Origin of the sequence: Nocardia brevicatena NBRC 12119, assembly GCF_000308495.1 — a bacterium.
Lineage (GTDB): Bacteria > Actinomycetota > Actinomycetes > Mycobacteriales > Mycobacteriaceae > Nocardia > Nocardia brevicatena.
In genome coordinates this window covers 59300-72767 of the sequence record NZ_BAFU01000001.1, presented here as the reverse complement: position 1 = coordinate 72767, position 13468 = coordinate 59300, and the positions used below count along the sequence as shown (strand labels likewise).

Below are 13468 nucleotides of genomic sequence, written 5' to 3'. Positions count from 1 at the left end.
CGGCGAACCCTTGCTATACCCCGGCGGGGCGCGAATTACCGGCGGCCGTCAGCATCTCGGTGCCCACGAACGGCACCAGAGCGGTGGGCACACGGACCGAGCCGTCGGCCCGCTGATGGTTCTCCAACAGCGCCACGAGCCAGCGAGTGGTCGCCAGGGTCCCGTTCAAGGTGGCGGCGACCTGTGGTTTCCCGTTCTCGTCCCGGTAGCGTACGGACAGCCTGCGGGCCTGGAAGGTGGTGCAGTTCGACGTCGAGGTGAGCTCGCGATAGGTGCCCTGGCTGGGCACCCAGGCCTCGCAGTCGAATTTCCGGGCCGCCGAGGAGCCCAGATCACCCGCCGCGACATCGATGATCCGATACGGCACCTCGATGGCGGCGAGCATATCCCGCTCCCACCCCAGCAGCCGCTGATGTTCGGCCTCGGCATCCTCGGGACGGCAGTAGACGAACATCTCGACCTTGTCGAACTGGTGCACCCGGATGATGCCCCGGGTGTCCTTGCCGTAGCTGCCGGCCTCCCGGCGGAAGCACGACGACCAGCCCGCGTAGCGTTTCGGGCCGTCACTCAGGTCCAGGATCTCGTCGGCGTGGTAGCCGGCCATCGGCACCTCCGAGGTGCCGACCAGGTACAGATCGTCGTCGGCCAGGTGGTAGACCTCGGCCGAATGCCGCCCGAGAAAGCCCGTGCCCGCCATGATCTCCGGTCGAACCAGCACCGGGGGGATCATCATGGTGAAACCATGTGCCACCGCTCGCTGCGCCGCCAGCTGCAGCAATCCCAACTGCAGCAGTGCGCCGTAGCCGGTGAGGAAGTAGAAGCGGGCGCCGGACACCTTCGCCCCGCGCTCGGTGTCGATCAGGCCGAGCGATTCGCCCAGCTCCAGATGGTCCTGAGGGGTGAAATCGAATTCCGGTGCGGTTCCGACGGTCTCCAATACGACGAAATCGTCCTCACCACCGGCGGGCACCCCCTCGATGACGATATTGGAGATGGCGCGGTGCGCGGCATCCAGCTCCCGGTCGGCGGCGTGCTGCGCGACCTCGGCCTCCTTGACCTTGACCGACATCTCCTGCGCCTGCGCCAGCAGCGTGGGGCGCTCCTCCTTGGCCGCCCTGCCGATCTGCTTGCCCATGGCCTTGTGCTCGGCGCGCAGTCGATCGGCGGTGGCGACCGCGGCCCGACGCGCGACGTCCGCCTCGAGCAACGCGTCGACGAGCGTGGGGTCCTCACCCCGGGCCCGCTGTGAAGCACGGACCAGGTCGGGATCTTCGCGCAGAAGTCGGAGATCGATCATGGCCGACCAGCCTAGTTGCCGCCGTTTCGGGCACTCAACCGAGTATCGGTCCGACACGACGGCCGAGCGTCGGCGCCGAAGGAGGCAGCGCAGCGTCACCACGCAGGCACAGCACGGCCGCCCATCCGATACAGCGGTCGATCCGTGACACCACTCGGCGGGGTCGTGGCATGTTTGTGCCCCACACTGCCATGATGGATCGCGATGTCCTCCGATGATGCGCCCATGTTCCCGTCCGAAACCCGGTACGGCGAATCGTCGCGCTCGCGCGCCGGTCGCCCGGCCCGCCGCCGCGCGACCGGTCGGTCTTCCGGTCGACGGTCTCTCTCCACCCGATCACTGGGCTCGGCGTTGGGCCGATCCGGCCCGTGGCGCCGGTCGGCCGGGCCGAAGCGGAACGGGTCGAGTGCGACCGGAACGAATGAACAGCTGCGGTTGTCCGCGCGTCAAATGCGTTGGGGCCTGCTCGCCGTCGCGGTGGGCGCCGTGTCCGCGGCACTGGTGACGATGTTCGTCACCGGCTACGACAACTCTGGTCTGCAGGCGAGCAGCCCCATCGCCGCGGGCCGGGCCGAGAAGATCTTCGCCTCCGTCGGCCCCGGTGACTGCCTCACCTGGACCGCCCCCGACCACTCCGACCTGGTCGAATTGGATTGCGCGAACGGGCATCTGTTCGAGGTCACCGACACGATAGATCTGAGCCGGTACCCGGGTGCGGAGTTCGGGCCGAACTCGCGCTGGCCGGATTCGCTGCGGCTCAACGAACTCCGGGAAGAGCACTGCGTACCCGCCGCGCAGCGCTATCTGACCGGGAAATTCGATCCGCGCGGGCGCTACGCCGTCGGACTGATGTATCCCAGCAACGACGGCTGGACCCGGTCCGGCGACCGGATCCTGCGCTGCGGCCTGCAGGTTCCCGGGCTCAGTGGGAACCCACTGCCGAAGACCGGACGCGTCGCCGAGGGAGACCAGTCGAAGGTCTACCGGCCCGGGGTCTGTCTCGGTATCAACCAGAACCTGCCGACCGATCAGGTGGATTGCGCGCAGGAGCACTCCGTCGAGATGTCGTCCGTGGTCGATCTGGGCGCCCGGTTCTCCGGCGGACCACCGTCGAAGGAGGAGCAGGAGAAGTTCCTCGAGGAGGAGTGCGGGCGTGCCTCCAATGATTACCTCGGCGGTCCGGATGTGCTGCGCAACAAGACCTTGACGGTGTTCTTCGACTATATCGATGTGCGCAGTTGGCTGGCGGGAAGCCGCAAGCTGAACTGCATGATCGGAAAGGGCACCGACCAGGAGGGTTTTGCGCCGATCGTCGGGTCGGCCCGCGGCGATATCCTCGTCAACGGGCAGGCGCCGGTGCCGCCGCCGAACTCCGGGCGCTTCACTCCCCCACCGCTGCCGGGCGCGGCGCCGCTGCCTCCGCAGCCGGAACCACATCCCGCACCGAGGTAGATCAATCGACCATGCCGGTCTCCATGTCCGAGGAGCGCTTCGAGGAGTTGGTCGCCGACGCGCTCGACCTGATTCCGCCGGAGCTGACACGCGCCATCGAGAACGTGGTCGTGCTGATCGAGTCACGCCATCCCGAGGATCCACATCTGCTCGGCCTCTATCACGGGATCGCGCTCACCGAACGCGACAGCCATTACGGCGGTTCGCTTCCCGACACCATCACCATCTACCGAGATGCGCTGCTGGCGATCTGCGCGGACGAGGCCGAGGTCGTCGACGAGGTGGCGGTCACCGTGATCCACGAAATCGCACACTATTTCGGGATTGACGAAGAGCGGCTGCATCAGCTGGGATGGGGATAGGCTATTAGCCCGAGACATTCGCACCCGGGCCGCTTGTATGTGGGAACCTGCAGGGGGATCGCGCACACCGGTCGGGGGCACTGAGAACAACCGGAAGAAAGTTCGGATTCGATGGAACCGCAGCCGCGGCCGTTGCGTCCAATCTACTCGTAGGGGGAATTCTCGTGGTTCCGCCCAACAGCCACGACAAGAAGGAGTCGAGACTTGATTGGCAACCTTGACGTCACTCCCGAAGCCATCCTCCTCGCCGCCACGGAACTGGATCTGTTGGCCGATCGGCTCGCCGCGGCGGGCGCGCTGGCCGTACCCGCGACCTACGTCGCCGCGTCCGGTTCCGACGAGGCCTCGCTGGTCGGGGCGTGGCATATGAACACGGGCGCGCACACCCACCAGGGCGCGCTCGCACAGGCCGTACTCGAACTGCACCACACCGCTGCGATCCTGCGCACCCATCTCGCGCACTACCTGGCTCAAGATATCGCGTCGGCCGGTGTGCTGACGCTCACCGGCGCTCCGTTCGGTTCGATCAGCGTCTAGCGCCCGGCGACCGCCGCGACAAACAGGGACAACCACACAAGGGGAGAAACACGCATGACCGCAGGTATCACCGGAGTGTTCTGGCTGCCCAGATTGGCAGAGGGCAATTCGATCGCGTTGAACGCTGGTACCCACGCCATCCCGATGTCCGCCGCCGCCACCGCCTGGGGAACGCTCACCGGCGCCTGGGCCGACGCCACGTTCACCGTCACCCGGGTGATGGCCGAACTGGGTGTCGGTATGCAGGGCTTCAACGGTCTCGGCGCTCTCGCCCGCCTCGTCGGCTTCACGGGGTGGAGCGAACAGCAGAGCACGATGGCCGCCGCCCTGGGTACCAAGGCCGCGTCCCAGGCCACCGCCTACACCGTGGCCTCGATCGCGATGCCGAGCCTTCCGGAGATCGCCGCCGTCAACGCGGCCCGGGTCGCGGCGCACTCCACCGGAGGCGTGCTCAACGGCACCTCGGAGGCCGCCGAGGCCGCCAAGGCGGCGCTCGACCTGCGCGCCGCGCTCACCATGGAGACCTATGAGGCCGCGGTCACCGCTACCGTGGTGACCCCTGGCGAGTTCGTCCCTCCGCCGCCGATCGCCAACGGCGCGGGACGCGCCGACACCCCGTCGCTCGAGGAGGGGGTCCGGAATGCCAACGGTGACCCAGTGCAGATGGCCGCCGCGGCGGCCGGCGCACTCGCCAACAACCCCGGCATCGTGAGCGGCGTGACGCAGTCGGCGAACATCGCCGGTTCGGTCGCCACCACCGGTGTGACCACGGTCGGCAATATCGGCGCCAACGCGATCGCCGCCGCGGTGACCACGAGCGCACCGACGACCACGATCGCCCCGGGCGCGCTCACCGGGCCGGCAGCCGCGGCCGCCGCGGCCACCCGCTCGGCCGGTATGACCGGCGGCACCGCCACGGGTCTGCACAACGGTTCGCTGAAACTGCCGGAAGGCTGGGGTGCACCGCCCGCCGCGGGCTCGCCCGCCACTCCGCTCGCCGAGGGCCTCGGTGCCGCCCGCACCGAGAGCATGGCGGTCCGACCGGTCGCCACCGGCGGGCCCGGCAACCCGCTGCTCGGGCACACGGCTCGCGACAACGAGGAGGAGACCGAGCACAAGGCCCCCGAGTACCTGCAGGACGATCTCTTCACCGATGGCCGCTACGTGGCCGACGGCGTGATCGGTGCCGAGCCTCCTCGAACGGGCAAATGACGGTGCTGGGCGCCGGCCGCGGCCCGTCCATGCTCGCGGCGGTGATGTTATCGCTCGACGAAATGCAGTTCCTCCTGGAGAAGCTGGAGATCGACGAGGTGCCTGTCGTTCTCGACGCGATGGGCCGCTACGACAATCAGGCCGACCACGACGCGGCGATGGACCTGGCTGCCCGGTCACTCGTCGAACGGGGACTCCTGGACGGTGAGCAGGTTCATCCCGAGCTCGAAGACCGGCTGCGTGGGCTGTACCGCCCCCACTGGGTGGTCGCCCTCCGGCTGATCGTCGACGGGCAGGTGAGCCGGATGTGTCTGGCGAAGGGCGACGACCTGGTCACTGTCACCCTTCGTGGACCGGACGCCTATGTGATCGACGAGGCCACCGATGATCTGCCGGGCCCGGTCATCTCGGCGCTCGGCCCGGCCGAACCGCTCGAGCTCAGCGGTATGAACGCGCCGACCGAGCAGCTGGTCCCCATCTTCGACGATGTCGGCGATGCCGCGGCCACCGCGGCACGATTGGGTAAGGTGGGTAATCCGGCGCGGGACGCGCAGGTACTCGCCTCGGCAATGGTGCGTTGCTATTCGCATGCCGAGATCGTCGGTGTGGTGTACCGCGACGGTGGCCGCGATATCGCCGACAACCACATCGCGGTGTTCAATACGCGCGCGGGACGGTTCATCGCCACCGCGAGCCTCGCGGACGACGGCACCAAGTGGACATCGTTCAGCAGCGGCACCACGGCGCGGCTGCGCACCGCGCTGCAGGATCTGATCAACTCGCTGCCCGAACGCGAAGAGTTCCCGCTCGAGCCCTCTTCCTCCTAGCACCCGCGTCCGATACTCGGCGCTTCGGCCCGGCCAGAACCGGTGTCGCCGCCGATCGTTTCAGCCCATCGGGTCGTCGCCGGTCGGCGGTACCGGAACGTCGAACGGCGGGGTGAAACGGCCCCAACGCGTGCATTCCCAGCCCCCGTCGGGGCGCGGCGCGAGTTCGATGGTTTCGGTGTTGTCCAAATGGTTGTTCGTGGTGAACGGCGGTGCCACTTCGGCCAAGATCCGGCCCACCAATCGCATCGCCGCACCGTGCGATACCAACAGGATGTCGCCGACGCTGTGGGGTGTCAGGTATTCGGCACGCAGCTGCTCGACCACCGGCAGATACCGGTCCAACACCTCTTGCCCCGATTCCCCGCCCGGTATCCGCCGGGTCAGTTCGCCTTCGTGCCAGGAGCGGTAGATCCGCTGGAAGAGCTTGTGCGCCTCCGCACTGCCCGCTCCTTCCAGGTCTCCTACCTGCACCTCGTGTACGCCCTCACGCACTTCGGCCGGCACTCCGACCACGGACTCGATATATCCGGCCGTCTGTTGGGCCCGCAACGCCGGCGAGCCCAACAGCACCCGGGGCGGAGCGGCCAGCGCCGTCCCGAATGCCTTCGCCTGCGCCACACCGCGTTCGGTCAGCGGTAGGCCGGGCAGGCGGGTGTCGAGGATTTTGGCGACATTGCCTTCGGTTTCGCCGTGTCGCACCAAGATGAGCTTGCCGGTCACAGGTCGGTAACCCCCTTCCGCAATCGGGTGAGCCACAGCGCCGGTTCCTCATCGGAGGGGGGTGGTGTTCCGACCGCCGAGGCCGCGGGCCAGGATCCGAGAAAGCGGACACGGGCGGTGCGATGCAGCGCCTTCAACGCTTCTGCCACCGCCGTGTCCTCGATATGACCCACACAGTCCAGGTAGAACCGGTAGGTACCCATACCCGTCCGGGTAGGACGCGACTCGATTCGGGTCAGGTCGACACCACGGGTGGCGAATTCGGCGAATGCGCGCATCAGCGAACCCGGGACGTTCGGCAGTTCGAAAACGATCGAGGTACGGTCGGCACCGGTCGGCGGGGGTGCCACCCGCGGCCGGGTCACCAGCACGAACCTTGTCACCGCCTGGTCGTGGTCGGCGATACCGGTGGCCAGCGGGGTCAGGCCCAGCCGTTCCCCGGCCAGCGCGGTGGACACCGCGGCATCCGCCAACCCGGCGCATACGTCCTCGGCGGCCGCGGCGTTGGAGTCCGAGGTGTGGACCCGTACCTGCGGAAGGGCACAGTCGACCCACTGACGCACCTGCGCGAGCGCCACGGGGTACGCGGCCAGGGTCGCGATATCGCCGAAACCGGTACCCGGTCGGCCGAGGATCGTGAAGCTCACCTCGAGCTCGTGCTCGGCGATGATCTGCAACCGAGACCCCACCGCCAGCGAATCCAAGGTCGCCGAGATCGAGCCCTCCACCGAACTCTCGATCGGCACCACCGCGCCTTCGACATCTTTCGCACGGACCATGCCCAGTGCCGCGGGCTGGCTGGACGCGGCTATTCGCTCCACGGGCCCGTCGAAGGAACCCGCGGCTTCGAATTCGGCGAGAGCCATCTCGGTGAATGTTCCGGATGGTCCGAAGTAGGCGATACGCGGCACGCCTACGAGACTACTGCTCGGCCAACGGACACAGCCGGCGTCCATCCGTCCGTCGGCGACCCGCTCCCGGCGCGAACGCAAAGGTACGCGCGGCACGCATGGGCGCATGCGAATGCGAAGGGACGAGAACGCGCACGCCGGAGCGAACGCGGAGATACGCCTGGTCGTCTGTTCACGTTCCGAGTCGTGCCCGCAGCACTTCCTCGACTTCGGTCGGGGCATCGGATTCGATGGCCCGCAACACATCGCGCACGGCCGCCACGGCCGCATCGGACAAACCGGTGAGGAACGGGATATCGGGGGTTACCAGGGCAGTTCGAATGTTGTCCCCGCACAGTGCGGCGGTGGCGGCGATAATGGCGAGCGCGCGCTCACCGTCGGCCGTGCGGGCCACGAAACCGCCCTCACCATGCGCGACCTCGGCGAGCACATCGGCGATGTGTTCGTCGGCCAAGGCCAGGTCGACCGCCCGGGCGGCTTCCCCTGTTCCGGTGGGCACGACCAGACCTTCGATCAGGCCCATCTCCGCTGTGTCCGCACCCGCGCCGTCGACGGACCGTTGTCCGGCAGCGTCGAACGGGCCACGCCGAGCGGGCATTGGCAGCGGTACGAACACCGGTTCACCGTCAACCATCTTTTCACGGTAGCCCGTGCCCCGCGATGGGGTGCGGCGGCGTAGGGGCGACGAAGCCCTTGCACAGAGCCGGCCGTTCGCTTAGCTTAGGGTAACCTAACTGATCACCGTGAAGTCGGGCACACCCGGCAGTGGAGGTCCCTGATGCCACCTACGACCCTCGCCCCCTCGAGCGCCGAACGGGTGCGCAGCGCCTGCGCGCACGCCGACAACGCGGTGCTCGCCCTGCCCGGTATGGACCCGATTCCGACCTCGATGCACCATCTGCGTCAATGCGGCGATACGGTGATCGCCGTCCCCCGCGATTGCGCGACGGTCCACCCGACCACCGTGGGCGGCCCCGGGACGGGCGAGGCGATCACCGCGCACGCGGTACTCGAACTCACCGATCATGCGCCACTACCGCTGCGGGAACCCGTACGCGCCCTGGTCTGGCTGCGCGGGCGGCTCCGAGTGGTACCGGAACGGGCCCAGCGCGCGCTCGCCGCCGAGGTGGCCGAGGAACACCCGGATCCGACCCTGCTGGATATCGGTCACACCTCGACTCTGCTGCGGCTCGTTCTCGATTCCGCCGTGGTCGCCGACGCCACCGGCGCCGAATCGGTATCCGTCGACGACCTGCGAACGGCCCGACCCGACCCGTTCTGCGCCATGGAATCGGCGTGGATCCACCATATGGACACCGATCACGCCGATCTCGTCGCCCGGATGGCACGCCACCTGCCCGCCCGGCTACAGCGCGGCCGAATCCACCTGTTGGCCCTCGACCGCTATGGCCTCACCTTGCGTATCGAGGGCCTCGACGGCGACCACGACTTCCGACTCCCATTCGCCACCCCCGCCGAGGACATCGAATCCCTCGGCCGCGCCGTCCGCGCCCTCGCGGGTTGCCCCTTCCTCAACGGCCTACGCCGCGGCTGACACCACCACAGTCCATACGGAAGTGCGCCTAGATTCGGCATATGCGCGATATCAACCCGGACACCACGGAACGAGAACGGACGGCGATCCGCCTCGAAATACCCGTGGTGCTCTGTGTCACCTTCGGACTCAGCGGGCTGAACGCGATACTCTCGCTGATCGACAGCGCCGCGGCGCCGGGTGGTTTCCGGGATCGGACCGTCGCGCTCAATGCGTCACGTTCGGCGCAGCCCACCCTCGACCTGCTGTTCCAGCTGCTCGGGGTGCTGCGGTTGGCCGCCTGGGCGGCGCTGGCACTGTATCTGCTCTGGCGCAGCGGAATCGGGCCGCGGGCCATCGGGCTCGCGCGGGCGCGGCTACGTCCGGACGGGTTGCCCGGCCTGGCGCTGGCCACGGTGATCGGGCTGCCCGGGTTGGCTCTTTACCTCATCGCACACACGCTGGGGTTCAGCGTGACGATCGTACCGGACGCACTGGCCGAACACTGGTGGCGACTGCCCGCTCTGGTGCTGTCGGCCTGCGCCAATTCCGTGGCGGAAGAGATCGTGGTGGTGGCCTATCTGATAACTCGACTGCGCGCGCTGGGGTGGTCGGCGAACTCTGCCCTGTTGGCCTCGGCACTGCTGCGCGGCAGCTACCACTTGTACCAGGGTCTGGGTGGTGGGCTCGGCAATATCGTGATGGGCCTGGTCTTCGGCCGCTACTGGCAGCGTAGCGGCCGCCTGTGGCCGTTGATCATCGCGCACGCCGTGATCGATACCATCGCCTATATCGGATACAGCGCGTTGCACGGACGGGTTTCCTGGCTACCCTGATCGGGGTAGTACTCCCGTGTATCGCTCGGCACCGCCCCGAACTCGGGTATGCCCGGGATCCGGATTCCACCGGAGCCGGACGAACAAGGCTCGTTCGCGATGAACCGTGGCGACCGGATAAGTAGAGTCTGAAGATGATGTACGGCGACGACCCTAGGATTCGCCGGGTCCCGCCTCCCGATGGACCCGGCCGCCCCGGCGCGCGACGGCCCGCCCCGCAACCTCCCCCCGCCGGTCCTCCGCCCGTCGAACCGACACAGGTCATGCGCCGTGGGCCCGCACCGGGATACTCGCCACCCCAGGCCTGGTCCCAGGTTCCCGAGGCTCCGCCCGGTCGTCCCCGTCCCGGCGCCATACCCCGGCAGCCCGGCCCCTACCGCGACGGCAAACCCGGCCGCCCGCCGCGCACTCATGCGCCCACGCAGCGACCGGTCCCCCACCGGGAGACCGCGCACGCACCCGCCCAGCGACCGGTTCCTAACCGCGACAATCGCCGACGCCCGCCGGCGCCGCCACCCGGGCCGCCCCGGTCCGGCCGCGCGCCCCGCCCCGCGGGTCGACGTCGAAAGCGCCACCCGGGCCGCTGGTTGCTGGTATTGCTGCTGGTCTTCGTGCTCGGCATGGTCGCCGCGGTAATCCAACTGGACAATTCCCTCACCCGAATCGACGCCCTCACCGACTACACCGACCGAGGAGGCGATACGGCCGGCACGAACTGGCTGCTGGTCGGATCCGACAGTCGAGCGGGACTCTCCGACGAACAGGAACAGGGCCTGGCGACCGGTGGGGAGGTCGGGTCCGAACGCACCGACACCATCATCCTGGTGCATATTCCACCGTCCGGCCGCACCACCATGGTCAGCCTGCCGCGCGACTCCTACGTCAGCATTCCCGGTTACGGCCAGGACAAGCTCAATGCCGCCTTCGCGTTCGGCGGCGCACCCCTGCTGGTGCAAACCGTGGAGATCGCCACCGGGCTGCGTATCGACCACTACGGGCAGATCGGCTTCGCCGGGTTCGCCGGTGTCGTGGACGCGCTCGGCGGTATCGAGGTCTGCGTACCGCAGGCCATCGACGATCCGCTCGCCGGTATCAATCTGCCCCCTGGCTGTCAGGTTCTGGACGGGCCGCGGGCACTGGGTTTCGTTCGCAGTCGGGCCACCGCGATGGCCGATATCGATCGGATGAACAATCAGCGCCTGTTTCTGTCCGCGCTGCTGAAGAAGGCCACCAGTGTGGGCACCCTGGTCAATCCGTTCGCGCTGTGGCCGATGGCCCGGGATACCGCGAAGTCACTGACCGTGGACGAGGGCGACCATATCTGGGATCTGGCGCGCCTGGCCTGGGCGCTGCGCGGGGATACGCTGGCGACAAGCGTTCCGGTGGGCGGTTTCACCGATACCGCGGGCGGCAATGTGCTGTTGTGGGCCAAACCCGACGCGAGCCGTTTCTTCGAGGCGCTGGCCGATGGACAACCCATTCCGGAGGATCTGCGCGGCGACTGAGCGTCAGCGCCGGAGGAGGTAGCGCAGTGTGACCACGCAGGCGCATGCCCTCACCGCCGGACAGCAGTATCCGGCCGCCGCCGTATATTTCGAGGTGCAGTGTTTGCCACAATTGTCCGCTCACTGCTGTCGGCGTGGTGAGGAGCACCGCGGACACACATTGCGTATTGTGCAGTATCTGCTCGACCGAGAACTGGAAGTCACCGTCGGGGGACTCGACGAGGTCCGTCCCGCCTTCGAATCACCGTATACCGCAGTGGCTTTCCTGTCGGCCGGGGAGGAGACGTTGGCGGAGCAGGTCGGTGGACTGGCGCGGCTCGCCCGGGAATGTGGGACTACCTCGACGAACAATTCGTGCGGTGGCTGCCGGAACTCCAACTGCGGGATGTTGCCGGAATGTCGACGTTGCCGGCGGTGACCGAACGTGCGGCGGGAAATCTGTTCGATGTGGAGGAGTCCGTCGCATGAGAACCGATTTCCGCTTCGACGCGCTCCGGCAATTCCGGACCGAAAACGGCGGGGACAGTGAGAAATTAATTAGGCAATACTATCCTCAATAAGGGTGTACTTGGATGACACAATCCTTTTTCGGCGTTAATGTCGGGTTATGTCAAATCATCCGGAGAGCCCTCGCAGCAAATTCCATGCACTGCTGCACGATCAGATCCGGCAGGAATTCAATGCCGAGCATCAGTACATCGCGATCGCGGTGTGGTACGACAATGCCGACCTGCCGCAACTCGCCAAACGCTTCTATGCCCAGTCGGTGGAAGAGCGCAATCACGCGATGATGATCGTGCGGTACTTCCTCGACCGAGATATCAGCATCGAACTGACCGGCGTCGACTCGGCGAAGTCGCACTTCGAAAATGCCCGCGAGCCGATCGCGCTGGCGCTCGAACAGGAGAAGACGGTCACCGACCAGATCGTCCAGCTGGCCAGTACCGCTCGCGAAGAAGGCGATTATCTGGGCGAACAGTTCATGCAGTGGTTCCTGAAGGAACAGGTGGAGGAAGTCGCCAGGATGACCACCCTGCTCACGGTCGCCGACCGCGCCGGATCCAACCTGTTCGACCTCGAGGAATTCATCGCCCGGGAGATGAGCGCCCCCAGTGACGCTTCCGGTGCCCCGAAAGTCGCGGGCGGCCACGCCACCGTCTAGGTGATACCTCCGCTTCCGCTCCGACCTGTGCCTCTGCACGGTCGAACGCTCGGCATATGCCCCGTTTCACCGGAAAACGGGGCATCGCGCCCTTCGTGCGGTGTGCCGTGATCCGTCCGCCGACGTTCAGCGCAAAGTGACCTGGCGTGACCGCAGCCCGTCCCGGGACCGGCGCTGCTCCGAGGTCAGCGGGGCGTCCACGGCCAATGCCTCGGCCAAGCGCTCACCGAGGGCGAGGGCCGGATCCCGCCATTCACCGGCATGCCGTTCGGGGTCCAGATCGAATACCGGCACCAGCAGCCCATGGGTGCGGAATGATCCCGCGAAACGCGACCCCTCGCCCAGGTTCAGCCCGCCCGCCGCATGCAGCCGGGCCAGGGCCAGCATGAGATCGTCCTCGGATTCCGGCCGCACCCAACGTAGATGCGCCTTTTCCCCGGCATCCACCCACCATGCCGCACCGATCCCCTCGGGCCCCAGATCCAGCCGGTCCGACGGCATGATCGCTTGTTTGGCCTGTTCTATGGTCGCCGTGACCTGCGGATCCGGTTGCGCCCCCTCGGGCACCCACCAGTTGAAGTCCTGATGCACGGTCAATTCCAGCGGCGCGTCCGCGACGATGACATCGGCCAGCCCCGGCCCACCGTCCACCGCCACGGCGGTGGCCAGCGAATCACCCGGTTCGGCGGACTGCGTCCACAGAATGGCGGCGGCCAGGTCGGCCGACGGGTCCGCTCCCTGCGTCTGCACCTGTGCCCCGACGTATCCGGTCGGCTCGTCGCCCGCCCGCACCAGGGCCGCCACCGCGCCGGGCAGCACGGTGGCGAGCACCACCGGCCGCTCGGCCCCGGTGTTCGGCGACAGCGGCAGTGTCGCGGTGGCCGACGGCACGAACTCGCGCAAGGCGACCAGATCGCATTCGGCGGCCAACCCCTGGAACGGCCGCTTCACGGCTTGTTCCGCCTGCGCCAAGGCGGCGCGCCGTTCGGCCAGACGCTGGGCCCGGTTTCCGCCGGGCTTCGGACTATTGCGCTTGCTCTTTCCCACGGCTGGTCAAATTACACCGGCCGAGATGGAGTACGGGATCGCGCCACACCGCACCGACCGACG

At 67.6% G+C, this 13468-nt stretch carries 15 protein-coding genes; 10 read left to right on the top strand and 5 right to left on the bottom strand.

Going from position 1 to position 13468, the window contains the following annotated elements; genetic code table 11:
• Positions 1 to 13: 13 nt before the first annotated feature.
• Positions 14 to 1297, bottom strand: coding sequence for a serine--tRNA ligase (serS, locus tag ON20_RS00340; protein WP_040832765.1), 1284 nt, complete (start codon positions 1295 to 1297; stop codon positions 14 to 16).
• 435 nt (positions 1298 to 1732) lie between these two features.
• Here serS and ON20_RS00335 point away from each other — a divergent pair, with 435 nt between their 5' ends.
• From ON20_RS00335 to ON20_RS00315, 5 genes are all read left to right on the top strand, one after another.
• Positions 1733 to 2749 carry a septum formation family protein gene (locus ON20_RS00335; protein WP_245546907.1) on the top strand — a complete coding sequence of 339 codons (1017 nt, stop codon included), beginning with the start codon at positions 1733 to 1735 and terminating at the stop codon, positions 2747 to 2749.
• 11 nt (positions 2750 to 2760) lie between these two features.
• Positions 2761 to 3111, top strand: coding sequence for a metallopeptidase family protein (locus tag ON20_RS00330; RefSeq protein ID WP_040832763.1), 351 nt, complete (start codon positions 2761 to 2763; stop codon positions 3109 to 3111).
• Between the two features lie 204 nt (positions 3112 to 3315).
• The gene (locus ON20_RS00325; protein WP_040832762.1) at positions 3316 to 3648 is read left to right on the top strand and encodes a PE domain-containing protein; all 333 of its coding nucleotides are present in this window, start codon (positions 3316 to 3318) and stop codon (positions 3646 to 3648) included.
• Between the two features lie 54 nt (positions 3649 to 3702).
• Positions 3703 to 4860: a PPE domain-containing protein gene (locus tag ON20_RS00320; RefSeq protein WP_040832760.1), complete on the top strand. Its 1158-nt coding sequence runs from the start codon at positions 3703 to 3705 to the stop codon at positions 4858 to 4860.
• Positions 4857 to 5687, top strand: a complete 831-nt coding sequence (locus ON20_RS00315; RefSeq protein ID WP_040832759.1) for an ESX secretion-associated protein EspG — start codon at positions 4857 to 4859, stop codon at positions 5685 to 5687. Before ON20_RS00320 ends, ON20_RS00315 begins: the two co-directional genes overlap by 4 nt.
• A gap of 60 nt (positions 5688 to 5747) precedes the next feature.
• On the opposite strand, the gene ON20_RS00310 is transcribed toward ON20_RS00315, so the two are convergent.
• From ON20_RS00310 to ON20_RS00300, 3 genes are all read right to left on the bottom strand, one after another.
• The gene (locus ON20_RS00310) at positions 5748 to 6410 is read right to left on the bottom strand and encodes a histidine phosphatase family protein (RefSeq protein ID WP_040832758.1); all 663 of its coding nucleotides are present in this window, start codon (positions 6408 to 6410) and stop codon (positions 5748 to 5750) included.
• Positions 6407 to 7321, bottom strand: coding sequence for a prephenate dehydratase (gene pheA / locus ON20_RS00305; protein WP_040832757.1), 915 nt, complete (start codon positions 7319 to 7321; stop codon positions 6407 to 6409). The genes ON20_RS00310 and pheA overlap by 4 nt, the downstream gene beginning before the upstream one ends.
• A 172-nt stretch (positions 7322 to 7493) precedes the next feature.
• Positions 7494 to 7955, bottom strand: a complete 462-nt coding sequence (locus ON20_RS00300) for a hypothetical protein (RefSeq protein WP_086008883.1) — start codon at positions 7953 to 7955, stop codon at positions 7494 to 7496.
• A 144-nt stretch (positions 7956 to 8099) separates the two neighbouring features.
• Here ON20_RS00300 and ON20_RS00295 point away from each other — a divergent pair, with 144 nt between their 5' ends.
• The 5 genes from ON20_RS00295 to ON20_RS00275 all read left to right on the top strand — a co-directional run bounded on the left by ON20_RS00295 (position 8100) and on the right by ON20_RS00275 (position 12358).
• Positions 8100 to 8876 carry a DUF2470 domain-containing protein gene (locus ON20_RS00295; RefSeq protein WP_040832756.1) on the top strand — a complete coding sequence of 259 codons (777 nt, stop codon included), beginning with the start codon at positions 8100 to 8102 and terminating at the stop codon, positions 8874 to 8876.
• A 41-nt stretch (positions 8877 to 8917) separates the two neighbouring features.
• Positions 8918 to 9691, top strand: coding sequence for a CPBP family intramembrane glutamic endopeptidase (locus ON20_RS00290; RefSeq protein WP_040832755.1), 774 nt, complete (start codon positions 8918 to 8920; stop codon positions 9689 to 9691).
• 137 nt (positions 9692 to 9828) lie between these two features.
• Positions 9829 to 11196, top strand: a complete 1368-nt coding sequence (locus ON20_RS00285; protein WP_083864414.1) for an LCP family protein — start codon at positions 9829 to 9831, stop codon at positions 11194 to 11196.
• 28 nt (positions 11197 to 11224) lie between these two features.
• On the top strand, positions 11225 to 11614 hold the full coding sequence (locus tag ON20_RS33840; RefSeq protein ID WP_245546905.1) for a ferritin-like domain-containing protein: 390 nt from the start codon (positions 11225 to 11227) through the stop codon (positions 11612 to 11614).
• Positions 11615 to 11803: 189 nt separating this feature from the next.
• Complete coding sequence (locus ON20_RS00275; RefSeq protein ID WP_040832754.1) at positions 11804 to 12358, top strand: ferritin; 555 nt, start codon at positions 11804 to 11806, stop codon at positions 12356 to 12358.
• Positions 12359 to 12484: 126 nt separating this feature from the next.
• Here ON20_RS00275 and ON20_RS00270 read toward each other — a convergent pair whose 3' ends face one another.
• Positions 12485 to 13405: a DUF5926 family protein gene (locus ON20_RS00270; protein ID WP_040832753.1), complete on the bottom strand. Its 921-nt coding sequence runs from the start codon at positions 13403 to 13405 to the stop codon at positions 12485 to 12487.
• Positions 13406 to 13468 lie beyond the last annotated feature (63 nt).